The sequence below is a fragment of the Mucilaginibacter sp. P4_E8 genome (assembly GCF_056401495.1).
In genome coordinates this window covers 16,666-42,725 of sequence record NZ_JBFUJG010000026.1, presented here as the reverse complement: position 1 = coordinate 42,725, position 26,060 = coordinate 16,666, and the positions used below count along the sequence as shown (strand labels likewise).

Here is a 26,060-nt window from a genome sequence, read left to right as displayed (position 1 = left end):
ATTTATAAAATTATATGATTATGAAAAGATTAAACATCGCGGGTATAGCATTAGCATCGTTGCTCCTGGTATCAACCATAAGTAAAGGGCAGGATCAAGCCGCGACAAAACCAGCGCCATCGCCTGAAGCGCAGGCTAAAGCAGATGCTGATGTAGATAAAAAGGCTGCCGATTGGGTAAGCTCATTGGCGCTTAATGATGCGGCAAAAGAGGCAAGGGTAAAGGATGTAGTAGCTATACACCTGAAAGCTATCCGCGACTGGAATAACAGCCATTCATACGAATCAGTTCCGGCAGGTATTGATCCGGCAACAGGTAAGACATTAAGTACTATGGATCGCCAGATCATCGTTAATTCATCCCTGCCAAAATCGGTACATGAAAACCTGATGGCAGGCTTACATAAAGATTTGACTGAAGAACAGGTTGAATTGGTGCTGGATAAGTATACCATAGGTAAAGTGGCTTTTACTTTGGCGGGCTACAAAGCCATAGTTCCTGATCTGACAGCGACGGAAGAAGCAGCCATCCTGACCAATCTGAAACAAGCACGTGAGCAGGCAGTTGATTTTAAAAATATCAAACAGATATCGGCCATATTCGAGATCTACAAAACTAAAAATGAGCAATACCTGAATACTAACGGTCGCAACTGGCATCAATTATTTAAAGCTTATGTTGACGCTGTAAAAGCTAAAAAAGCTGTCGATGCGGCCGCAAAAAAATCGGCACAATAAATTATAAATACCTATGTATAAGAAAATTTCGATCATTATATTAAGTTTCTGTTTATTGACAGGAAATAGTATTGCTCAAACCAACCCGTGGCGTAAAGGAATCTTGACGGATGAGTTTATTTACGAAAAAGCATCATACCCAGAATGTCATGCAGCTACCATTGCCGAAACCCCAAAGGGCCTGGTGGCTTCCTGGTTTGGTGGTACTAAGGAGCGCAACCCTGATGTTTGTATTTGGGTAAGCAGGTTGGTTAAAGGTAAATGGACAGAGGGTATTAATGTAGCTAATGGTATACAGAACGATACTTTACGCTATGCCTGCTGGAATCCTGTATTATACCAGGTTCCGGGTGGCGACCTGCTTTTGTTTTATAAGATAGGCCCAAGTCCTTCCAAGTGGAGAGGGTATATGAAAACATCGGCTGATGGAGGTATCACCTGGTCGGCACAAAAGGCTTTGCCTGATGGTTTTTTGGGGCCGATAAAAAACAAACCTGTGTTGCTGAAGGATGGTACGCTGCTAAGTCCATCAAGTACCGAAGGTAAAGGCTGGCAGGTGCATTTTGAGGCGAGTAAAGATTTCGGCAAAACATGGACAATGATAGGGCCTATTAATGACGCCAAAGATCTGATGAAAGCAATACAACCCAGCATTTTATTTCATCAGGATGGCAGGTTGCAGATACTTTGCCGCAGCCAGAACAGGGCAATATTAACATCGTGGTCAAAGGATAACGGGCAAACCTGGTCGCCCCTTGAAAAAACAAACCTGCCCAATAATAACTCCGGTACTGATGCGGTAACACTTAAAGATGGGCGTCAGTTGCTGGTATATAACCATGTATTGCCTCCGGGTACCCTTGCAAAAGGCGCACGTACGCCATTGAATGTGGCTGTTTCAAAAGATGGTGTTACCTGGTACGCGGCTTCGATCCTGGAAGATTCACCTATCAGCCAGTATTCTTATCCGTCGGTGATCCAATCATCAGATGGCCTAGTGCATGTGGTTTATACCTGGCGCAGGCAGCGGATCAAGCATGTGGTGATCGATCCTGCAAAACTGGATCTAAAAGAGATTAAAAATGGCGAATGGCCTAAGGTGAATGGTTATACGGCCCCTGTGGCAACTGGTGATACTAAGGATCTATAAAAAATAGAGCGATGAGAAAAAGCATATTCTTTGGCCTGCTAACTTGCCTAACACTGTTGTTTTTTGGTGCTAACGCTCAACAAACTACAGATGGCTTGTATAAAAAGTCATTAAAGGAAGTACTGGATGAAATACAAGAAAAATACCATGTAACGATTAAGTACAGCCCGAATACGGTTAAGGATAAGTGGGTAAACTACGCTGAGTGGCGCTTTCGCCCGGATGTAGATACTACATTGGCCAATGTATTAGCACCACTTGATCTGAAAGTGAATAAGGAAGGCCCGGGCAAGTATAAATTAAAAGAATATGAATATTTCCGCTGGTCGGTGACTGATGGCTGGAAAGAGCTGGATCGTATTGCCTCACAGTATCATGATAAGGGCAGTTGGGAAATGCGCAAAGCTATATTAAAACCACAATTGTATAAAGCTTTAGAACTATCACCAATACCTGCTAAGCCTGCATCAAAACCAGTTATAACTCCTAAAAGAGTATTTGACGGCTATACAGTTGAAAATATTGCTATTGAGATATTGCCCGGCTTATATATCAATGGTTCGTTATATAAGCCATTGAAGATCAAAGGAAAAATACCGGTTATATTAAGTCCTGATGGGCATTGGGAACATCAGCGCTATCGTGCCGATTGCCAGATCCGCTGTGCTACACTGGCCCGTATGGGGGCAATGGCTTATAGCTATGATCTTTTTGCCTGGGGCGAATCATTGCTGCAATTTAAAGTGGCAGATCATCGTCGTAGTTTGGCGCAAACTATCCAAGCTTTAGGGGCTATCAGGATTTTGGATTATATGCTCGCGCTAAAAGAAACTGACCCGGCAAGGGTAGGAATTAGTGGAGGTTCTGGTGGTGGCAGCCATACTGTTTTAATGACGGCGATGGATGACCGCATCAAGTTGAGTGCGCCTGTGGTATCTGTATCATCGTACTTCTACGGCGGCTGCCCTTGCGAAAGCGGTATGCCCATACATCAGTGCGGCGGCGGAACGGATAATGTGGAAATTGCCGCTATGGCAGCCCCGCGCCCGCAATTGCTGATATCTGACGGGCAGGACTGGACAGCTAACATGCCGGAGCATGATTTCCCTTACCTGAAAAAAATGTACGGCTATTATGGAGCCGAGAATCTGGTGGAAAATGTTCATATACCTAATGAAGGCCATGATTTTGGCCCCTCCAAACGTTACCCGCTCTACACATTCATTGCCAAAAATTTTCATTTAGATATCAATTCTATAAAAGATAAAAGTGGCAAGATTGAGGAATCAAAAGTAACGATAGAGAAAGAACCTGCCATGTATGTTTTTGGTGATAAAGGTGAAAAACTGCCAGCCGGTGCAATAAAGGGGTTTGACCAGTTACAGAAAGTTTTTGCGGCAGCTACAAAATGAAAAATATGAAAGGATCAATATGGATTTTAGGTTTAATGTTCTTGATGGGATCCCCGTTAGGGCAAGTATTTGCGCAAACTTCTGTAAATAATCAACGGTACAAAGTGGCTGTGGTTGATCTGATGATCCTGAAAAGGCAAAAACTCGGCGCTTTTCAACTCACCAAAGATATTGGGGCCGATGGGGTTGAGGTTGATATGGGCGGTTTGGGCGATCGTGAAACATTTGATAATCAATTAGCCAAAGATTCGGTCCGTAAGCAATTTTTAAACAAAGCTAAGGAACTGAACCTTCAAATCCCTTCAATGGGCATGACAGGCTTCTTTGCGCAGTCATTTGCCGAGCGTCCAACCGCTGTAAAGGCAGTAACTGACTGCATCAACACCATGAAGCAAATGAACGTTAAAGTAGGTTTTTTACCAATGGGTATAAAAAGCGACCTGGTTAAGTATCCAAACCTGCGTCCGGCCATTGTAACCCGGTTGCAAGAGGTAGGGAAAATTGCAGAAAGGGCGGGCGTGGTGATCGGTATTGAAACATCTCTGGATGCTAAAAATGAATTACAATTATTGAAAGATATAGGCTCACCTGCTATAAAAAGCTATTTCAACTTTCAGAATGCGCTTGACAATGGTCGTGATCTGGAAAAGGAATTGCAAATATTGGGAAAGAAAAACATAGTGATGATCCATTGCACCGATACCGACGGCCAATGGCTGCAAAATGATCCTAAGATAGACATGGAAAAAGTAAAAATTACCCTTGATAAAATGGGCTGGAGCGGCTGGCTGGTGATAGAGCGGTCAAGGGATATCAAGGATGTACATAATGTGAAGTGGAATTTTAGCGCCAATACAACATACCTGAAATCAGTTTTTCAAAGCCCTAACGAATAAGTTAATGAACATTAGCCGCATAATTGTTTTCGTTTTACTGTTAAATATAATTTTAACAGATAGCGTTTTCGCGGCTGAAATTTGGGTTGCTCCAAACGGATCAGATAAGAACAATGGTACGCAACAGCGGCCATTAGCAACCGTGGCCATGGCCTTAAGAAAAGCCCGTGAGTTGCGCCGTTTAAGTGATCCTGCTGTAAAAGGTGGTATATACATCAGGGTTGAACAAGGCATTTATCAATTAACAGAAACGCTGTTTATCCGTCCCGAAGACTCTGGTACGGCTGATAGTCCCACTATCATTGAAGGCGCTACTGAAGGGCAGTCTATTTTAAGCGGAGGTATGAATCTAAGCGGATGGCATAAAGCCACAGGCAATATCCCCGGTTTGCCCAATGAAGCCAAAGGAAAAGTTTGGGTAACCGACGCGCCGTTAATCGGGAATGAAGCGCTGCAGTTCAGGCAGCTTTGGGTAAATGATCATAAAGCTACCCGTGCCCGTGGAACAGATGCGCCATTGATGAACCGTATTTTATCCTGGGATCATCAAACTGAAACCTGCTGGATCCCTAAGCCAAAATCGATTGATTTAACCCGAGTTAAAGGCATGGAAATGTTTATCCACCAGTGGTGGGCCGTTGCCATTTTGCGGATCAGATCTGTTGAGATGCAAGGCGATAGTGCAAGGTTATCCTTTTATCAACCCGAAAGTCGTATCCAGTCTGAACATCCCTGGCCCGCTCCCTGGATGTCTAAAAAGACAGGCAATTCGGCTTTTTATCTGAGCAATTCCATTCAGCTCCTGAACCAACCCGGCGAATGGTATTTAGATACAGAACATCGAAAGGTTTATTACATACCTCGTGAAGGTGAGAACCTGCAAACTGCCACCGTAACTGTTCCTATCCTTGAAAATATTATAAAGGTTGAGGGAACGATAGATCGTCCGGTAAGTTATGTCAGCTTTAAAAATATTTCCTTTCAGCATAGCAGCTGGCTGCGCCCATCCAAAACCGGATTGGTGCCCCACCAGGATGGTATGTACATGCTGGATGCCTATAAGCTGAAAATACCCGGTACACCTGATAAAAAAGGACTGGAAAACCAGGCCTGGGTTGGTCGACCAGCTGCGGCGGTTGAAGTAGCCTATGCTTCTCATACCACTTTTGATGGATGCCGCTTTGAGCACATAGCTTCAACCGGGTTGGATTATCAGCGTGGTACACATGATGATGAAATAATGGGCAATCTGTTTAAGGATATCGGCGGCACAGCCATTCTTGCTGGGGTGTACTCTGATGAGGCGCAGGAAGTGCACTTACCTTATAACCCGACAGATAAACACGAAATATGCACTAATGAGCATATTGAAAATAACCTGATCACGGATGCTACCAACGAGGATTGGGGATGCGTGGGCATAGGAGCGGGATATGTAAAAGGCATTACCATAGCCCATAATGAGATTTGTGATGTAAACTATACCGGTATCAGCATGGGTTGGGGCTGGACAAAAACCACCAATGCCATGAGCGATAACCGTATTACTGCCAATAAGATCCATCACTACGCCCGTAATATGTATGATGTGGCCGGTATTTATACTTTATCGGCGCAACCGGGTACAGTGATCAGTAATAACTATGTGGATAGTATTTATAAGGCCCCTTACGCGCATGACCCCGAACATTGGTTTTACCTGTACACCGATGAAGGCTCATCATACATTACCCTGAAAAATAACTGGTGCCCTGCCGAAAAATTCCTGCAGAACGCAAACGGCCCGGGGAATGTGTGGGAAAATAACGGTCCGCAGGTAGCTGCTGAAATTAGAAACGCGGCAGGGGTAGAGGCACCTTACCGGTACCTGCTAAAGTATAAAACTGTTAACCGGGAAGGCCAGCCCATTAATCATAAGTTGGAATGAAGGCTTTAATTAACCACATCACCCGGAAAAGTTTTGGACTATTAACCATAGCTGTATTACTGCTTAATATAGTAAAAGCAGGTGAAATAAATACCTCATATACTGCCATTGAAATTACCGCACCGGTTGGAAAAACCATAAATCACCGGCCTTTATTGAGTCTTATAAAGGACCAGGGATTGCCATTATCTTCAATTTATGCGTGGAGTAATCATTTAGTTATTTATGGTAATAATCTGAATATAAATATTTTATATAAAATAATTAAAGGGTCGTATCCAGGCTTAACAATAAAGGTATATAGTCATCCCTTTTATGTTTTCAATAAGCAACAACGTTGCGTTAACTCAGTTTTAACGCCGCAATGGGACAACATTATACTAACAGCCAATTTGGTGAAAGACCCTAAACTGCAGCAGGAATATTTAAACTACCATGCTACCCAATTTAAAAAATGGCCCGAAGTAGCCAACGGTTTTTGCAATGCAGATTTTCAGCAATTGCTGGTTTTTAAAAATGGCAGGCAACTGTTATTGGTTATCAGTATACCAAAAGGAAAAAGTTTAGATGAACTGAATCCTAAAACAACAGAGAACAATCCCCGTGTGGATGAATGGAACAAACTGATGGCAAAATATCAGGAGGGTATACCGGGTACAAAACCGGGAGAGGTGTGGGTGTTTTTTAGCCCCCTAACCCCATGAAGGGGGAATGAATAAGTTAGGTTGATAAAGCAGTAAATAGAAATACAAAAGTCAATAGTTCAGTAAATCAATAAGTCAAAATTAATGAAGATAGGAATATTAGGATTAGGCGAAGGCCGCAGTACCATGTCGGCAGTACTACAAAGCGATAAACTGGAGCTGAAGATGGTATGTGATATGAATATAGAAATGTGCAAACGCCGGGCCGAAGAGTTCAACTTTCATAACTACACTACCGATTATCAGGATATGCTTGATGATGCGGAAATTGATATTATTGCTATATATACGCCTGATCACCTGCATGCTGAACATGTTAAACAAGCCCTGCTGCATGGCAAACACGTAGTGTGTACCAAACCCTTTATTGATGAGCTGAGTAAAGCCGCTGAATTGTTAGCACTGGTTGAAAAGAGCGGTAAACGGGTATTTATTGGCCAAAGTTCCCGCTTTTTTGAACCCATGAAAAAGCAGCGTAAGGATTATGAAGATGGTCTGATTGGTGAACTGATCACGATAGAAGCGTATTACCATGCTGATCACCGCTGGTTTCTGGAAAAGCCGTGGTCGTTGCAACAAGCGTTTAAATGGCTGTATGGCGGTTTAAGTCACCCTACAGATTTTATACGCTGGTACCTGCCCAACATTGAAGAAGTGATGGGTTATGGTATGCTTAGTTCTAACGGCGCAAAAGGTGGCTTAAAGAACCCGGATACCATGCACTTTATTTTTAAAGCTAAAGATGGCCGCATAGCCCGTGTGAGTGGTTGTTACACCGGCCCGGTGCAGCCTGCAACCCGCGACAGTGAGATGAGTTGTGTTTTAAGAGGTACCGAAGGCTGCAGCCAGAGCGATTATATGGACCTGCGCTATGCCATAACCGATAAAACAGGCGAGGAACGGATGCTTACCTGGGAACATAAACTGAAACACTATTTCAGGTTCGAGGGTAAAAGCCACCATGCAGGCGAATATCAAAACTACCTCGAATACTTTGCCGACAGTCTTACCGATGGTTATACCGCTTATCCGGACATTAAAGAGGGTATAGGCACCATAGCACTGCTGCAGGCTATGGACCGATCGCTGCAAACAGGCAAACCGGTAAAAGTTGACGATATATTGGCAGAATATCAATTAATCCCTAACCAGTTAAGCGCATGACTATCGCCATGAGCAATATCGTGTCGCGTTTGACTACTTTGGATTATGCTGTTGTGGCCGTTTATCTGGTGATCTTAATGGTGATCGGTTACCGCGCCAGCTTCGGCAATAAAAAGCAACCCAACGAAACACTTTTCCTGGCCAATAAATCATTGGGATGGGCCAGTATTGGATTCAATATGTGGGGCACCAACGTAGGGCCATCCATGCTGCTGGCCTTTGCCAGTATTGGGTATAGCACCGGCATTGTAGCTGTAAATTTTGACTGGTATGCTTTTGTGTTCCTGATGCTGCTGGCCCTTGTTTTCGCGCCAAAGTATATCGCTGCCAAAGTATCCACTATGCCTGAGTTTATGGGCAACCGTTATGGCGATTCTACCCGCAATATCCTGGCCTGGTACGCGCTTATCAAAATGCTCATTTCATGGTTGTCATTGGGCTTGTTTGCAGGCGGTTTTTTGGTAAGGCAGATCCTGGGTATCCCCATGTGGCAATCAGTTATTGTATTGGTGTCGTTCGCGGGTTTGTTTGCCTTTACCGGTGGATTAAAAGCTATTGCTAAAGTAAACGTGTTTCAGATGTTGCTGCTTATAGGCGTATCGTTAACCTTAACAGTTTTGGGTGTAAATAAAGCCGGCGGTCTTTCTGCTGTTTTTCATAAAGTACCAGGTAATTACTGGAACCTGATCCATCCGGCCAGCGATGTCAAGTATCCCTGGTATGCTATTTTATTGGGGTATCCGGTCTCGGCAGTTGCGTTTTTCTGTACTGATCAGGCCATGGTGCAATCGGTATTGGGGGCTAAGAACCTGGAGCAGGGGCAACTGGGGGTTAATTTTATCGGCTGGCTCAAGATCTTATCCTTACCCTTATTTATCCTTACCGGTATTTTATGTTTTATCCTGTACCCACACCTGAGCGATCCGTCTCTGGCCTACATGACCATGGTGACTAATCTTTTCCCTCCGGGGATGAACGGGCTGGTGATCGTGGTATTGATAGCTGTTTTGGTTGGCACTATAGGGTCATCGTTAAACTCATTAAGCACGGTGTTCACCATGGATGTGTATGCCGAAAAGATAAATCCCAATGCTACCAACAAAGACCTGATCAGGGTTGGGAGAATGACTGTAGTAGCCGGTTGTTTATTCGCCATAGGCATGGCGCTGGCTATTGACAGTATTAAAGGGCTTAACCTGTTTGATGTGTTTCAATCGGTATTAGGCTTTATTGCCCCGCCGCTGGCTGTAGTTTTTTTATTAACCGTTTACTGGAAACGTACCACCCGTAAAGCCGTGAATACAATTCTTTCTGCCGGTTCGGCTTTTAGTTTGGGCACAGGAGTAATGTATCTGTGGGTATTTCCTTCTGACAAATATCACTTTTGGCCGCATTACCTGTTGCTGTCGTTTTACATTTTTGTTTTTCTTACTGTTTTGGCAATTGTTATTTCATTACTGGATGCTTCGCCCAACGTATATCAACCTGATGCACAGGAGATCAGTCGCATAGCCAAACCTACTAAACGTGTGAAATTAGCCTGGGCGTTGCTAACTGTAGTGATGATCATCTTATACCTCATTTTTAACGGACATTAACCATGAATAAAAATTTTACCTGTAAAAAATTAAAAAACTGGCTGATTGCTATGCTATGTTTAGGTTTTATGTTTTTTGCTGATGTAGCAAAGGCTCAAAAAGCTACCTGGATTTGGTATCCCGGCGATTATGAAGTGTGGCTGAGTAATAAAATGCAAAACAGGCGTACTGAACGTGGTGCGTTTTTTCCACCCTTCTGGAAACTGGACAGTCATTATGCACTAATTGATTTTCATAAAGATTTTGTGCTGCCCAACCCTGAAAAAGTAGATCTGGCCGTTGAAGGGCAATATAATGTAAAGCTTGATGGTAAAGCACTGTCAGGATTTCCTAAATCTATCAATATACCGGCAGGAAAGCACCGGTTAAGCTTAAAAGTATACAACTCAGGTAGTGTACCTGCTATATACGTAAAAGGTGCGCATCTTGCATCTGATACCTCATGGCTGGTAACTTATGAAGATAAGGAATGGATAGATGCATCCGGTAAAACCTCTGATGTATCGGCTACGCAATATGTATCTGCGGGAGCCTGGAATTTTGATTCGGCTGATAAAACTCCATCAACATTCCGCTTACCTACAGAAGAACATCGCCCTGAAAAAACAGAAAGAAAAGAACACTCCATACTGGTTGATTTTGGTAAGGAGACTTTTGGCTACGCTAAACTGAATGGCTTAAAAGGAACAGGCAATGTAAGGCTTTGTTATGGCGAATCAAAGGAAGAGGCATTGGCAACCACCACTTGCGAACTGTTAGACAGTATCCATATTGATCAGCCACAAAAAGCAGATCTTACAATGGAAGGCTCGCGTGCCTTTCGGTATATCAATGTATTGTTTGATGATAACGTGAGTGCCGATGATATATCTATGCTATATGAATATTCGCCGGTAGAGCAGCGGGGGAGTTTTCATTGTTCTGATGAGGAGATCAATAAAATTTGGGATGTATCAGCTTATACACTGCATCTGAACACCCGTGAATTTTTTATTGATGGCATTAAGCGCGATCGATGGGTATGGTCGGGTGATGCTTACCAGAGCTACCTGATGAACTATTACCTCTATTTTGACTCGCCTACGGTTACCCGTACACTGTATGCTTTGAGAGGAAAAGACCCGGTAACCAGCCACATTAATACCATTATGGATTATACCTTTTACTGGTTCATGGGTATTTATGATTATTACCAGTACACCGGCGATAAAAGCTTCATAAAACAAATGTACCCCCGTATGCAAAGCATGATGAGCTATTGCCTATCGCGCAGGGATAAAAATGGCCTGATGGAGGGCTTGCCCGGCGACTGGGTATTTATTGACTGGGCCGATAAGTTGAGCAAGCAAGGCGAAGTAAGCTTTGAACAATTACTGCTTTGCCGTAGCCTGGAAACCATGGCCCTGTGCGCCAATATCATGCAGGATAAGCCTGGAGCTAAACGATACAATCAATTGTCAACCGGGTTAAAATCAAAAATATTCGCTTATTACTGGAATAATCAGAAACATGCTTTGGTGCACAGCCGTGTAAACGGCAAGCAAACGGATAATGTAACCCGCTATGCTAACATGTTTTCCATATTCTTCAACTACCTCACTGAAGCACAAAAACAGGACGTGAAAAAATATGTGCTGCTGAATGATAAAATCCAAAAGATAACTACCCCATACATGCGCTTTTATGAACTGGAAGCCCTTTGTGCCATGGGCGAACAAAGCTATGTGCTTAAAGAAATGAAAGATTACTGGGGTGGCATGCTTAACCTGGGCGCTACCACCTTTTGGGAAGAATATGATCCGAATAAAAGCGGTGCGGCGCACTATGCCATGTATGGGCGTCCTTTTGGTAAAAGCCTTTGCCATGCATGGGGCGCAAGTCCTATTTATCTGTTAGGTAAGTACTATCTGGGTGTTAAGCCCACAGCACCGGCTTATCAGCAATATGTTATAGAGCCTAAGTTGGGCGGCTTGCAATGGATGGAAGGCAGTGTGCCAACCCCTAAGGGTGATATTAAAGTGTATTGCAGCATCAAACAGATAAAAGTAAGCGGGGATACAGGCACTGGCATTTTACATTTTACCAGCAGTACTATGCCAGTTTGTAAAGAAGGTAAAATAACAACAAAAGGTAAAAATATTTACGAATTGAGTATCGCCAAAGGCAAAAAATATACTGTTGATTATAGCGCGTTGTAAAGGATAATAATGAAGAGATTAGTTTGTGTTTTATTTATTTTAGGATTGCCGTTAAGTCAGCTTTACGCGCAACTGGTTGATAAAACCCCTGCGCCTATACCCAACGTGCCAGTTGTTTATGACGCGGAGCCATGGGAAAACCCACTGGTTGATGGTATTAACCGCGACCCGGCAAGGGCTACGGCTTATGCCTATGCCAGTGTGCAGGATGCTTTAAAAGGTGATCGTGAAAGATCGGGACGAATGCTGTCGTTAAATGGGTATTGGGATTTTAGCTATGCCAGCAAACCTGCCGATGCGCTTAAGGATTTTTACAAAAGCAGGGTAAGCGGCTGGAAAAAGATCATTGTACCATCGAGCATTGAAATGCAGGGTTACGATAAGCCAATTTATAAAAGCGCGGTTTATCCCTTTCGTCCTGTTAACCCGCCACACGTTCCGCAGGATTATAATGGGGTGGGCAGCTATCAACGCACTTTTACCTTACCCCAAAACTGGAAGGATATGAACATTACCCTGCATTTTGGTGGCGTAAGTTCAGGCTTTAAGGTATGGTTGAATGGTAAGTTTTTAGGCTACGGCGAGGATAGCTTTTTGCCGTCTGAGTTTAACATAACTCCCTATTTACAGACCGGCGAAAATGTGGTATCTGTTCAGGTGATCCGATGGAGTGATGGTTACTTTTTAGAAGACCAGGACCAATGGCGTATGAGTGGTATTCATCGTGAGGTAATGCTGCTGGCTGAACCAAAACTTAGGATAGCTGATTTTCAATGGCAGGCCAAACTGGATAAACAATACAAGGATGCCATATTCAGCATTCGCCCGCGTATCGAAAACCTGACAGGCAAAGCTGTTCCAGGATATAAGATTGAAGCCCGGCTTTTTGATAAGAATAATAAAGAGGTATTGCAGAAACCACTGGAGCGCAGTGTGGAAAGTATCATCAATGAGATCTATCCGCGGCTGGATAACGTAAAGTTCGGCCTGCTGGAAACTAAATTGAAAAATCCGGATAAGTGGAGCGATGAAGAACCAAATTTATATACGCTGACGTTATCATTAGAAGACAGCACAGGGCACATATTGGAGGTAAAAAGCTGCAAGGTGGGTATCAGGAGCATTGAGTTTGGCAAGGATAACGGCAAACTGCTCATCAATGGTAAGGTAACCTACCTGTACGGGGTAAACCGGCCAGATCATGATCCTGTAAAAGGTAAGGCATTATCCCGTGAGGATATTTTAAATGATGTGCGTACTATAAAACGCTTTAATTTTAATTGTATCCGCACCAGTCATTACCCGATGGATCCATACCTGTATGATCTGTGCGACCAGTATGGTATCCTGGTGATTGATGAAGCCAATCTCGAAACGCATGGCCTGGGTTCTAAACTAAGTAACGATCCTATGTGGACCGGCGCTTACCTTGACCGGGCAACACGCATGGTCATGCGCGATAAAAATCATCCGAGCATTATTATCTGGAGTTTAGGTAATGAGGCCGGGCGAGGCCCCAATCACGCTGCTATGGCCGGTTGGATCCATGATTTTGATATTACCCGACCCATACATTATGAACCCGCCCAGGGAACGCCGCAGGCCGAGGGTTATATCGACCCAACTGATCCCCGGTATCCAAAAACAAATGATCACTCACACCGCTTGCAAAACCCAATCGATCAACCTTATGTGGATATTGTGAGCCGCATGTATCCGGGTTTATATACTGCACCATTACTGGCCAATCAACAAAATGGCGATAACCGGCCAATATTTTTTGTGGAGTATTCGCACGCTATGGGAAACTCTAACGGAAATTTGAAAGAGCTTTGGGATCAATGGCGATCAACCAAACGCATCATCGGTGGCGCTATATGGGAGTTTAAAGATCAGGGTCTGCTGAAAAAAGATTCTGTTGGAACACCATACTATGCCTACGGCGGCGATTATGGCGAACGTTATTTTGATAATTTTACTATTAAGGGTATTGTAGCGTCAGACGGGCGGCCTAAACCTGCTATTTATGAGTGCAAGCATGTTTTTCAACCTGCAGAATGTAAACTGGTTGATTCCGGTAAAGGACTTATTCATATTAAAAACTGGCATGGCGTGACTAATCTGAATGAATATGATGTGTATCTGCTGGTTCGTGAGGATGGTAATATCATCGCTAAAAAACAGTTGCCGCATATTAACCTCGCGGCAGGTCACGATACGGTAATCAGCATAAACCCCTATTTACCTGCTTTAAAATCCGGGCACGAATATCTGGCTGACATCCATTTCACTTTGACGCAGGATGAACCCTGGGCCGGGAAAGGTTATGAAATAGCTGCCGATCAGTTTGCATTGACTGAAGTACCGGTTATTAAATCACAAGCTCAAAATTATCCTAATATCACCGTGACGGATGATGCATCAATCAGCATCAGTGGTAATAATTTCAACATCCAGATCAATAAGGTTACCGGGGCATTAACCTCTTATTTGTGGAATACGAAGCAACAGGTGTTTGCACCACTGATGCCCCATTTTACCCGTCCGGTTACAGATAATGACCATCGTGGATGGAAGGCCGAAAGAAAATTAAAACGCTGGTTTAACACACAGCCAAAATTAAAAAGTATCAGTATTGACCGTTCTCAAAATGGCTTAGTCAAAATTAATAACACTTATAATCTGATCAATGACAGTGCATCAGTAAGCGTAATGTATACTATAAACGGCAATGGGGTTGTCAAAGTAGATTACAGTTTACAAGCTGATAAAAGCTTGCCCGATCTGCCAAAAGTAGGTATGCAAATGGGCATTTTACGTGCCGATAGCAATATCGCTTATTACGGTCGTGGGCCTTACGAAAATTATATCGACCGGCGTACTGGCTCTGAAGCGGGCATTTATTCGCAGCCAATCAATCAGTTTATGGAACCTTATGTAGTACCGCAGGAAAATGGCAACCGCACCGATGTGCGCTGGATGTTATTGCATCAGAAAAATGATGGTCTGTTGGTAGTAGCCGACAGCTTGCTGAGTATGAGTGCCTGGCCCTACACCGAAGACAATATACTCCATGCCAAGCATACCAATAAGTTGAAGGATGCAGAGTATATCACCCTGAATATTGATCTGATACAGATGGGGGTGGGCGGCAATGATAGCTGGAGTGAAGTGGCAGCTCCATTGGAACAGTATCGAATACCTGCAAAAAATTATCATTATAGTTTTTATATCATGCCGTACAATGGAGTTGTTGATAAAGCTGGTGAAGTGGTCCGTAAAATAAAGTTCAAGTAACAACATGAAGAAGTTCATCTTTATAATCACTATTTGCATATGCTGCTTGATCTTGCAGGGGACAGCTCAGGTACGGAGCAGTTTCTCTGCAAAAGATGAATTAAAACAGGCGTTTCTGCATCCGCCTGAATCTGCCAAACCCTGGGTGTTCTGGTACTGGATGCAGGCCGCGGTGACCCGCGCAGGTATTACTGCCGATCTACAGGCTATGAAACAGGCAGGCATTGGTGGTGCCTACCTGATGCCTATAAAAGGAGCGGCAAATCCCCCATACTTAACCCCGCCGGTTGAGCAGCTAAGCCCGGAATGGTGGACCATGATAAAATTTGCCATGCAAGAGGCTAACAGGATAGGTGTTAAACTGGCCATGCATGATTGTGATGGCTTTGCGTTGGCTGGTGGTCCGTGGATTACGCCGGAGCTTTCCATGCAAAAAGTGGTATGGTCAAAAACATTGGTTACAGGCGGTAAAACCTACAGGGATACTTTACCCAAGCCAGCGCATTATAAAAACTATTACAAGGACATTGAGGTGCTGGCCTATCCCTCATTACCCGGTGAAGGTTCAAGCAGTTATGATGCCTATCCTAAAGTAACTACCAGCATAGCCAATACAGATGTACAGTATCTTTCAGAAAAAGGTAATAAAAAGAGTTTTGCAAGCAGTGAACCTTGCTGGATACAATTGGAATTTGAAAAGCCTTTTACCTGCCGATCTTTAGTGATCCATACTGCGGCCAGCAATTACCAATCGGAGCGTTTGCTTGTAGAGGTAAGTGATGACGGAAAAAATTTCAAGTCAGTGGGAAGGTTAGAACCACCACGGCACGGCTGGCAGGACGGCGATGCGGAGATCACCAATGATATCGTGCCAACTACAGCCAAATATTTCAGGTTTGTATATGATAAAACAGGTTCCGAACCCGGCGCCGAAGATCTTGATTTTGCTAAATGGAAACCATCACTGAAGCTTTCAGGTATCGAGTTATCTGCCGAACCACGTATTCACCAGCATGAAAGTAAAACCGGCGAAGTTTGGCGGGTGAGCAAGCGAACTAATAAAAATCAACTGCCAGATGAGCTGTGTATTCCAAAAGATAAATTCCTCAATTTAACAGATGAAGTAGATGCCAACGGGCATTTAAACTGGAATGTACCTTCCGGGCAATGGACCATACTACGTATAGGCCATACTTCCACGGGGCATACTAATGCAACAGGTGGCGCGGGCAGTGGTTTGGAATGCGATAAGTTTAACCCTACAGCAGCCAAAGTACAGTTTGACAACTGGTTTGGGGAGGCGGTGAAGCAGGGCGGCCCTGCATTGGCGAAACGGGTATTAAAGATATTTCATATTGATAGCTGGGAATGCGGGAGCCAAAATTGGTCGCCGGTATTTGCAGGAGAGTTTAAAAAGCGCAGAGGATATGACCTGCTGCCTTACTTGCCGGTGATGGCGGGCGTACCGGTGCAAAGTGTGGATGTATCCGAAAAAGTATTAAGTGATGTGCGGCAAACTATCGCCGAACTATTGGTCGATAATTTTTATGGTACCATGGCTAAGCTGGCCCATGCGCAAGACTGCACTTTCACAGCCGAAAGCGTTGCGCCAACTATGGTAAGCGACGGTATGCTGCATTATCAACTAGCTGACATACCAATGGGCGAATTTTGGTTCCGAAGCCCTACACATGATAAGCCAAATGATATGCTGGATGCTATTTCGGGTGGGCACATTTATGGTAAAAATATTATTCAGGCCGAGGCATTTACCGAGTTGCGGCTATTATGGGACGAACACCCGGCTATGCTTAAAACTATGGCCGACCGTAATTTTGCTCTTGGTATTAACCGTTATGTGTTCCATGTAAATGTGCATAACCCCTGGCTTGATCGGAAACCCGGTATGACACTGGATGGTATCGGCATGTTTTTTCAGCGTGACCAAACCTGGTGGAAACCGGGCAAGGCATGGTTTGATTATATACAGCGATGCCAGGCTTTATTACAGCAGGGGCATCCGGTAACTGATATTGCTGTATTTACCGGCGAAGAAACACCTCGTCGGGCTATATTGCCCGATAGATTGGTTAACACGTTGCCTGGTATATTTGGTGCAGAACGGGTAAAACAGGAAGCTGAAAGATTAACCAATAAAGGTGAACCTGTAGTAAGTTCCATCTCCGATGCCAGCCACTCGGCCAATATGGCCCTGCCCGAAAACTGGATAGACCCATTGCACGGCTATGCCTATGATTCCTTTAACCGCGATGCTTTATTGAGATTAGCTACAGTAAAGAACGGCAGGGTCATTCTACCCGGCGGTGCAAGCTATGCCATACTGGTGATACCGGGTGCACATGCCATGTCGCCGGATTCAGGACTAATGTCGCCGGAGGTAGTTAAGAAGTTGCAGCGATTGGTTAGTGATGGGGCTACTGTGTTAATTAATAATCAACCCATGCGGGTACCCGGCATGGCCAATGATGCAGACGTTGTACAGGCTGGCAAGCAGCTTTTTGCTGATGCTGGTAAAAAGGGCAAAGTCATTATCGGGCCATATAAAAAAGACACATTTGATGAGCTGGGTATAGCAAGGGATTTTATAAGCCGGGAGAATGGGCAAATAGCAAAAGACATTGCCTGGACACATCGCAAATCACCAGCTTTTGAATTGTATTTTATATCTAATCAGCAGGCCGAACAGCGTACTATCAATTTATCGTTAAGGTCTACGGGTTATGTGCCTGAGCTTTGGAATCCGCTTACTGGTGAAATTCATGCTATAAATGATTGGCAGGTAATATCAGGGCGTACAGTATTGCCGGTTAGTTTAGCGCCAAATGGTTCTGTGTTTATTATTCTCCGTAAAAAAGCTACGATCACTGATAGGAAAAGTAAAAACCGGCCGGTTGAGAATCTGGTTCAAACGCTTGCCCAAACTTGGAAAGTGAACTTTGATCCCAAATATGGCGGACCAAAAGACGCAATCACTTTTAATCAATTAGATGATTGGTCAAAACGTGGGGAAAGCAGTATTAAATACTATTCGGGTACGGCCAGTTACAGCCAAACTTTTACATGGAACGATATCATACAGGGAGAGATCTGGCTTGATTTGGGCAGAGTGGAGAATCTGGCCGAAGTATACGTAAATGGTATAAACTGTGGCGTAGCCTGGACCTGGCCTTATCGGGTAAACATTACCAAAGCACTAAAAAAGGGCACTAATCAATTAAAAATAGAAGTGAGCAATACCTGGGCCAACCGGCTAATAGGTGATCGTGCACTACCTGAAAAAGAGCGCGTTACCTGGACCAATGCGCCTTATCGACTCGAGGGTAAACCTTTATTGCCTGCCGGATTGTTAGGGCCTGTCAAATTAATCAGACTTAATTATAAATAACTGAAAAGATATGTGGAGTAAAACTTTAAAACTGTTAGCCGTTAGTATAGTATTAGTAATAGGTAACGTTAATGCCCAGAATAAAGCGTTAGTGAATACCGGCAAAAGCACCTACGCCAAGTTGAGTAGTGTGGATATGGGTAATGTGACCTGGACGAACGGTTTTTGGGCTGATCGCTTTAAAGTTTGCCGCGATACCATGATCCCTAATTTATGGCGGATTTATACAGATCCTAAAATTAGTCACGCTTATCGTAATTTTGAGATTGCCGCCGGGTTGGATACCGGTTCGCATGAAGGACCACCGTTTCATGATGGCGATTTTTATAAGCTGTTTGAAGCCGTGGCCAGTATGTATGCATCCACTCATGATCCTAACCTGGATGCCCTGATGGATAAAACTATTGCGGTGATTGCCAAAGCCCAGCGTGCAGATGGTTATATTCATACCCCAACCATTATTGAGGAACGTAAAAATACGGGTAAAGAAAAAGCGTTTAATGATCGTCTGAATTTTGAAACCTATAATTTGGGCCACTTAATGACGGCCGCCTGTGTACATTACCGCGCAACGGGTAAAACTACCCTATTGAAAGTAGCTGTAAAAGCAACGGACTATTTATACAATTTTTATAAGACAGCATCGCCAGAACTGGCACGGAATGCCATTTGTCCCTCACATTATATGGGGGTGGTAGAAATGTACCGCACAACGCGTGATCCTAAATATCTGGAACTTGCTAAAAATCTGATCAATATCCGCGGATTGATGGAAAACGGGACTGATGATAACCAGGACCGCATCCCCTTCAGGCAGCAAACCCAGGCTATGGGGCATGCCGTGAGGGCCAATTATCTTTTTGCCGGCGCGGCCGATGTTTATGCCGAAACTGGGGATACTACCCTGATGCATACCCTCAACCTGATGTGGAACGATGTGGTGAACCGGAAAATGTACATAACAGGTGGCTGTGGCTCATTGTATGATGGGGTATCGCCCGATGGTACATCATATAACCCAAATGATGTGCAGAAAGTGCACCAGGCCTACGGGCGCGATTATCAGCTGCCTAATTTTACCGCGCATAATGAAACTTGCGCCAATATTGGTAATGTGCTTTGGAACTGGCGCATGCTGCAAATTACCGGTAAAGCGCAGTATGCCGATGTTATGGAGCTGGCATTATACAACAGTGTACTCTCCGGGATCAGTTTAAGCGGACGTGATTTTCTGTACACCAATCCGCTGAGTTATTCGGACGATCAGCCTTTTAGCCAACGATGGTCAAAGGATAGGGTGGGATATATCAAACTGTCTAACTGCTGTCCGCCCAATGTGGTGCGAACGATATCCGAGATCAGTGATTATGCTTATAGTGTGTCTGATAAGGGAATTTGGTTTAACCTGTATGGTGGTAATGTACTGTCGACCAAATTGAAAGATGGTTCTTCAATAAAACTTACACAGATAACCAATTACCCCTGGGATGGTAAGATCAGTATCAATGTTGATCAGGCGCCGGGCAAAGCAACTTCCATGTTTTTCCGGATACCTGGATGGAGCAAAAACGCGGTTTTGACAATTAATGGGAAAGCAGTTACTACTATATTATCACCAGGCGATTACGCAGAAATTAACAGTGAGTGGAAAACCGGAGATAAAATAGAACTTAACCTGCCTATGCCAGTAACAATGATGGAAGCTAATCCATTGGTAGAGGAAACCCGAAATCAGGTAGCCGTTAAACGCGGCCCGGTTGTTTACTGCCTGGAATCTGCTGATCTGGCTAAAGGGCAAAGGGTGTTCAATATTGCCTTGTCATCTAAAAATGAACTGAAGCCTGAAATGATTAAAATAGACAACAGCAACATCATGAGCCTTACCGGTAAAGCAGATGTACGTAATGAAGCCAGCTGGAAAAACCAATTGTATAAAGAGGTATCTACCCCAAAGCGAAATGCTGTTGATATAAGGCTGATCCCTTATTATGCCTGGGGCAACCGCGGCCATGTGGATATGGAAACCTGGATACCGCTGGATAGGTAGGGGAAGCTAAAAGCAAAAGGTAAAATAGGCCCATTCCTATAAATCAGTAAATCATTAATTGATAAGTCATCCCGAATTTATTTCGGGATCCCACTTGCAAGGTCGCAATATTCAAGGTATACCAACATGCCAGAAGCATCCTGTGAGATCCTGAAACAAGTTCAGGATGACACTTTTCTTATTTTAACATATTAACCACATCCTTCATTCTTTCCTCTGGTAATACTTTCAAATTTTCCACTTTTCCATTTTTCAATGTGGCTTCAACAGTGGTATTATAAGGTGCATAGAGCTTAAAGTGTACATCCCAATCCTTTGGCCAGGCGGGGAACAGGTAGATCTTTTTATCATCAACCTGCAGCAGCATTTCCTGCAGACCGATCATGCCCGAGCCTCCCCAGTTATGGTCGGGCGTCCAGTCGAAACCCGGCCCCCAAAAGACAGGGAAACGTCTGCCGGAGTCTTTGAGTTTAAAAGTGGTCAATTCGGCAGCTTCTTTAGTTAAGCCTAAACGGGCCGCGAATATATTGTCTTGCTTCCAGCCTATGCCACTTCTGAATTTAATGGCAAGAGTATCCAGTTGCCAGCTGTTGAGGGCTATATCCAATCCGGGCTTACCAATGCCATAAATTCCCCAGGGAAATACCGGGTAAAACTGCGGACTTTCTACATTGTTAACACGTTCCCATGACTTAGCAGGGGTAAGTACTTTATGACCATCTATTTCGCCAAAGCTAATAGGAGGGATGCGTTTTAATAAGCCTGCCAATTTCAAACGCTCATCCTTACTCAGATAAGCATCCGGCAAGGCCAGCATGCGTTGGGTTATAGTTTGCAAAGCCGCGATAGTGGAGTTGGAATTATAAGCCATCTTAAAAGTCTCGGCCCCCGAGCCGGGGTATAAAACTAAATATCCGTTACCATCAAGCGCTTTACTGCTACGCTGGCGGGCCAGGTATTGATAGTGTTCATCAAAAAAAGTCAGACAGCTTTCAATAAACGGGATATACTGATGAATGTCTTTATCAGCATAACGTTCTGTTTCCAGCATCATCAGGCAAAACTCAAATACGGTATCCCAGGTATATTCCAGCCATGCATTGTATTCCACGCCCTTATCAAAACCTGCCGGACGTTTCCAGTTATATTCGGCACTGTTAGGCAGACCGAAGTTTTCTACCTGCTCCGTAAAGCTGGCACCTTTATGCTCCCAGTAAACCCCGCTGCGAAGTTCGGTATTGCGTAAAGAGCGCAGGTAGAAATCAAATTGCGGTTTCATCATGTCAAAATCACCGCTTTTGAGCATTGGAAAGTACACCAGTCGTTGGTTTTGGGCCGTCATTAATCCGCCACCCCAATTGCGAAAATCGGGTGTGTAGTTCATTTTAGGATTTACAAAAACAGGATCGTAGGTAAACAAGCCTCCATTGAATTTTGTTGGGTATTCTCCATATGCATTGCAGCCCAGCATATACCGGAATAGTTGATAGTTTTTACCGGTTTGCCACGCGGCTATGTCGGCTTCGGGCTTATCGGGGTTGATATAAATAAAACTTCTTTCCCAGTATTGTTTCCACCAATCAGCAGTTTTTTGCCAGGCCATTTTTTGATAAGTATGGGCTTCCTGAATGATTTTGTTAAGTCCGTTTTGCCATTTATCAATAGAAGCAACCTGTGCGGTGTTCAGGTAGATCTCAATATCCTGATCACGGGCAGGCCTGATACTTTGCAGTTTCCAGCCCTCAAAATCAGTATCTAAATATTTACCGGTATAAGTACCTGCAGCTTTTAGGTTTTTGCCGCGCATAAGGCCACCGAAAGTGAGGTTTTTAAGCGGGTTAAACATTTGCTGCTTCACCGCATCCATACCCTGCTGTTTTACGGTTACATCAAATATGGTAGAATCAAGGTTGTGATGATAAAACAGGATCCCATCGTTCTTAAAGGCGATTTCATCCTTCAATGTTTTTACAGGTCCTTGTGGAGCAAATTTCCAGGAGCCCTGATTGTTCTCAGTACCTTTTACCACTCTGTCCTGATATCGCCAGCTTTCAAAGGCAGCTTCGGTTTTTATGGCTTTATTGCTTTTGATGCTGAGATGAATCACCGGTCTGTAAACATCAACCCAAAGCTTAATTTGCCCAGTGATATCACCATTTTTACTGTTGATGAGCACAGCCCCGTTTTGCAGGGTTAACTGTTGTTTAAAATCATTACCGTCAAATGGATTAGGGGAGAGCCTAACCCTTACGCGGCCCAGTTTGAGCATGGCATTGTTTTCGTCGAATGTACCGCTGCGGGCTATGTAAAAAAGCAGTTCGCCTTTCTCCACCCATACATTGAGCCCAATATCGCCGCCGCCGCAAGGCATGGATTCGCCTGAGTTTTTGCTCTGGCTTGTCCAGGTTACATTATATTGCTCTATATTATTGGTTTGTGCAAGGGAGGAGGCACAATACAAGGATACTAACAGCAGCAGCGTAAGTTTCATATTACCAATCGTCAGTCCTGAATGATGAAGCTGGTAAGCCATTTGTGCCGAACAGGTCGCCCACCACAAAATCCCTGAAAGCATAACGAACGGCCACAGGTTCCTGAACCAACGGGGATGATACCACCACTGTACTGCCTGAGATCATGGCTTGCGCCGGATAAAACATTTTATTCTTCCCTGCTATTTCAAAGCTTTGTAAAGGTTTGTTCCAGGAGGTTAATCCGTTTTCGGCATGATCAAACCTGATAGAAACTCTGCTGCCCTCAATGGTCATGGATTTGTAGATTGGACTGGCATAATCAAAACCCTTAATACCGTAAGTTTGTGCCAGGGCCAGATAGGCCAGGCGGGTTCCCGCAGGTTCTTTACGCGGAGGGTGTATGGTGGTTTGCTCACCAACATCAAGCAATACGGCCATACCACTGTTGGGTATTACGGTTAATGATTTACGCTGTGCATCGCGCAGGTAGGCCGAGTTATATTTACCACCCGAATTGTAGGGAGGGGACTGTGTATAATCATAAGGTGCTATCTGTGCATAATAAAAAGGGAAATTGCCTTGTCCCCATAATTCGCGCCAGCGTTTTACCATAGCCGGGAATAGTTTTTCATATTGGTCGGGATGTTCATAATTGGATTCGCCCTGATACCAGATACAACCTTTTATACCATAACTAATAACCGGATAGAGCATACCATTATATAAAGTAGTAGGGGTGCGCGATACAACTTTAAGGGAATCTGTTTTTGCTGGAATTTTTATTTCGGGGAAGTCACTTAATCCTTTCGGATCCATCCAGGCCTCGGCGCTTGAGCCTCCGTAACAATCACTGATTAATCCGATGGGCACATGCAGCATTTCGTTTAATAACCGCCCAAAATAATAACCTGTAGCACTAAAGTTGGCAACAAATTCAGGCGATGCCACATGCCATTCAGATGGTTTGCTGTTTTCCTGCGCTTCGGTTATTGATGAGCGTGGAACTGTATAGATATGTATATTATTGTTGGCCGATCTCAATATGGCATCAGTTGAACCAACAAGCGGTTGACTTTTAAAACCCTTCATTGGCATTTCCATATTTGATTGTCCCGTGCAAAGCCATACTTCGCCTATCAACACGTTATGCAGTTTAATGGTAGTGTCACTCTTAATAGTTACAGTATAGGGGCCGCCATAAACCGGAGTAGCTATTTTTACCAGCCATTTACCACCGCTATTTGTTTTTACATTATAACTTTTTTTATTCCACGAAGTAGTTACAGTGATGTTTTTACCTGCTTTACCCCAGCCCCAAACCGGCACCTGGCTTTGCTGCTGCAATACCATGTTATCGGTAAATATTGATGCTAATTTTACTTGTGCATGCACAGCAATATTAAAAAGCAGGCTGCATGTTAATAAGGTCAGTGATTTAATTTTTATCTGCATTAATTTCATCTACACTAATTAATTTATTCAGTTTATTGGCGCGTTTGGCTTCGAGCCATCCGCTGAAAAGTAAATTTTTATTGAGCGTTGGTTTCGGGAAAAACAAGCTGCTACCATAACCAACAATAATTACTACCAGGTGGCTATAAACACCCAGCATGTATTTGTGTTGGTTAAAGTTGTATTTACCCAGATCAAGCAATATATGTTTTTGATCCCCCAATCCAATTTTTGTGGAGGTTAAAAAGGCATAAGCGGTGAATATGATACAAGCCGTAATGCCAATGTTAACACCCTGCCTGTTAGCGCGGCTGCTAAATAACCCTAAAAGGAAGATACCTGCTATACCACCCGAAAATATAGCATATAAAGTAAATACAATACCCAATGCCCCTTCGTCACCGGCCAACAGATACAGCGTAGCAATAAGTATGGCACCCAGGCCAGCAGCCACAACTATCCATCTGCCAGCTTTTAAATATTCTTCATCCGTTTTATTGGGACGGAATTTCTTATAATAATCCTCCACGCCAATGGCCGACAAACAGTTCAAATCAGCGCCAAGACTTGAAATAGCCGCCGATATTAATGCCGCCAGTATCAAACCTACCACACCGGTAGGCAGTTTGCTCATGATAAAATAAGGGAAAACAGCATCAGCTTTAATACCGGTGGGCAAAGGGTTTTGTTGGTAAAATGCAAACAACGCGGTGCCTATGAACATAAAAAGCGCCCATAAAGGAACAGTTAAGGCCACACCCATTATGGAGGCCCTGATCGCTGCCTTATCCGTTTTGGCGGTAAGGTAACGTTGTACCATGGTTTGGTCGGTACCGTATTTTTGTATGGCATAAAAAACGCCGTTTATAGCCATCACAATAAATGTGAGCTTTTTAAAATCCCACGAATAAGGGCCGAAGTTATTTTTATGATTAATGGTGGCAATATGCCAAAGCTCAGGGAAACCACCTTTTATAGAAAAAATGAGGATAACGAATGATACTATACCGCCACCTATCAGCAGGAAGCCTTGAACCACATCGGCCCAGATCACGGCCTCGATACCACCTATCAGCGTAATCACAATAATTACAAAACCAATGATCCAGATAATGGCATAAGTATTGGTATTGGTCATGTTGGCCAGCGCGAGGGCCAACAGAAAGAACACAGTACCCATTTTTGAAAAGTGGGTCAACACAAAACTAATGGAGCTGTAAAACCGGGCAAATGTGCCAAAACGCTTTTCAAAATACTCGTAAGTACTTACACCAATTACCTCGCGGTATAGGGGTACAATGAACCATACCATCAGGAGCAATACTATGGGCACCATAAGCCCTTGTACCAGCAATATCCAGTTTGATGAAAAACCTTCCCCGGGGTAGGCCAGGAAGGTTACACTGCTGATGAGCGTAGCCATGAGCGACATGCCAATGGCCCAGGCCGGTATAGATCCACGCGATACAAAATACTTTTTGGTTGAATTTTGTCCTTTTGAAAACCTTAGGCCGATGGTTAATGAAGTAGCCAATGCTACTGCTATAATAATATAATCTGCCAGGTGCAGGGTTTCATGTCTCATAAATAGCTATATA

At 43.9% G+C, this 26,060-nt stretch carries 15 protein-coding genes; 12 read left to right on the top strand and 3 right to left on the bottom strand.

Translation table 11 applies throughout. From position 1 onward, the window contains the following. The first annotated feature begins 20 nt into the window (after positions 1-20). From AC1DRQ_RS12860 to AC1DRQ_RS12805, 12 genes are all read left to right on the top strand, one after another. Positions 21-737, top strand: coding sequence for a DUF3826 domain-containing protein (locus tag AC1DRQ_RS12860; protein ID WP_477424923.1), 717 nt, complete (start codon positions 21-23; stop codon positions 735-737). 13 nt (positions 738-750) lie between these two features. After that, on the top strand, positions 751-1,887 hold the full coding sequence (locus tag AC1DRQ_RS12855; RefSeq protein ID WP_477424921.1) for a sialidase family protein: 1,137 nt from the start codon (positions 751-753) through the stop codon (positions 1,885-1,887). An 11-nt stretch (positions 1,888-1,898) separates the two neighbouring features. Further along, positions 1,899-3,299 (top strand): acetylxylan esterase, encoded by a 1,401-nt coding sequence (locus AC1DRQ_RS12850; protein WP_477424919.1) that lies wholly within the window; start codon positions 1,899-1,901, stop codon positions 3,297-3,299. A gap of 44 nt (positions 3,300-3,343) precedes the next feature. After that, positions 3,344-4,195 carry a sugar phosphate isomerase/epimerase family protein gene (locus AC1DRQ_RS12845; RefSeq protein ID WP_477424917.1) on the top strand — a complete coding sequence of 284 codons (852 nt, stop codon included), beginning with the start codon at positions 3,344-3,346 and terminating at the stop codon, positions 4,193-4,195. A gap of 4 nt (positions 4,196-4,199) precedes the next feature. Beyond that, positions 4,200-6,122: a hypothetical protein gene (locus AC1DRQ_RS12840; protein ID WP_477424915.1), complete on the top strand. Its 1,923-nt coding sequence runs from the start codon at positions 4,200-4,202 to the stop codon at positions 6,120-6,122. Beyond that, the gene (locus AC1DRQ_RS12835) at positions 6,119-6,826 is read left to right on the top strand and encodes an L-rhamnose mutarotase (RefSeq protein WP_477424913.1); all 708 of its coding nucleotides are present in this window, start codon (positions 6,119-6,121) and stop codon (positions 6,824-6,826) included. Before AC1DRQ_RS12840 ends, AC1DRQ_RS12835 begins: the two co-directional genes overlap by 4 nt. An 84-nt stretch (positions 6,827-6,910) precedes the next feature. Beyond that, positions 6,911-7,990, top strand: a complete 1,080-nt coding sequence (locus AC1DRQ_RS12830; RefSeq protein ID WP_477424911.1) for a Gfo/Idh/MocA family protein — start codon at positions 6,911-6,913, stop codon at positions 7,988-7,990. Continuing rightward, positions 7,987-9,588, top strand: a complete 1,602-nt coding sequence (locus AC1DRQ_RS12825) for a sodium:solute symporter family transporter (RefSeq protein ID WP_477424909.1) — start codon at positions 7,987-7,989, stop codon at positions 9,586-9,588. The genes AC1DRQ_RS12830 and AC1DRQ_RS12825 overlap by 4 nt, the downstream gene beginning before the upstream one ends. A gap of 2 nt (positions 9,589-9,590) precedes the next feature. Further along, a complete protein-coding gene (locus AC1DRQ_RS12820; RefSeq protein ID WP_477424907.1) occupies positions 9,591-11,786 on the top strand; it encodes an alpha-L-rhamnosidase-related protein in 2,196 nt (731 codons plus the stop codon). 9 nt (positions 11,787-11,795) lie between these two features. Continuing rightward, positions 11,796-15,083: a glycoside hydrolase family 2 TIM barrel-domain containing protein gene (locus AC1DRQ_RS12815; protein ID WP_477424905.1), complete on the top strand. Its 3,288-nt coding sequence runs from the start codon at positions 11,796-11,798 to the stop codon at positions 15,081-15,083. 4 nt (positions 15,084-15,087) lie between these two features. Then, on the top strand, positions 15,088-18,489 hold the full coding sequence (locus AC1DRQ_RS12810) for a glycosyl hydrolase (protein ID WP_477424903.1): 3,402 nt from the start codon (positions 15,088-15,090) through the stop codon (positions 18,487-18,489). A 10-nt stretch (positions 18,490-18,499) separates the two neighbouring features. Next, positions 18,500-20,536, top strand: coding sequence for an aceric acid hydrolase (locus AC1DRQ_RS12805; RefSeq protein WP_477424901.1), 2,037 nt, complete (start codon positions 18,500-18,502; stop codon positions 20,534-20,536). A gap of 178 nt (positions 20,537-20,714) precedes the next feature. Here AC1DRQ_RS12805 and AC1DRQ_RS12800 read toward each other — a convergent pair whose 3' ends face one another. Genes AC1DRQ_RS12800 through AC1DRQ_RS12790 form a run of 3 tightly spaced genes read right to left on the bottom strand, consistent with a single transcriptional unit; the run spans position 20,715 to position 26,047 of the window. Continuing rightward, positions 20,715-23,111 carry a DUF5703 domain-containing protein gene (locus tag AC1DRQ_RS12800; RefSeq protein ID WP_477424899.1) on the bottom strand — a complete coding sequence of 799 codons (2,397 nt, stop codon included), beginning with the start codon at positions 23,109-23,111 and terminating at the stop codon, positions 20,715-20,717. Then, positions 23,029-24,462 carry a sialate O-acetylesterase gene (locus tag AC1DRQ_RS12795; RefSeq protein WP_477424897.1) on the bottom strand — a complete coding sequence of 478 codons (1,434 nt, stop codon included), beginning with the start codon at positions 24,460-24,462 and terminating at the stop codon, positions 23,029-23,031. Before AC1DRQ_RS12795 ends, AC1DRQ_RS12800 begins: the two co-directional genes overlap by 83 nt. Further along, positions 24,446-26,047, bottom strand: a complete 1,602-nt coding sequence (locus tag AC1DRQ_RS12790; protein ID WP_477424895.1) for a sodium:solute symporter family protein — start codon at positions 26,045-26,047, stop codon at positions 24,446-24,448. Before AC1DRQ_RS12790 ends, AC1DRQ_RS12795 begins: the two co-directional genes overlap by 17 nt. Positions 26,048-26,060: the final 13 nt, after the last annotated feature.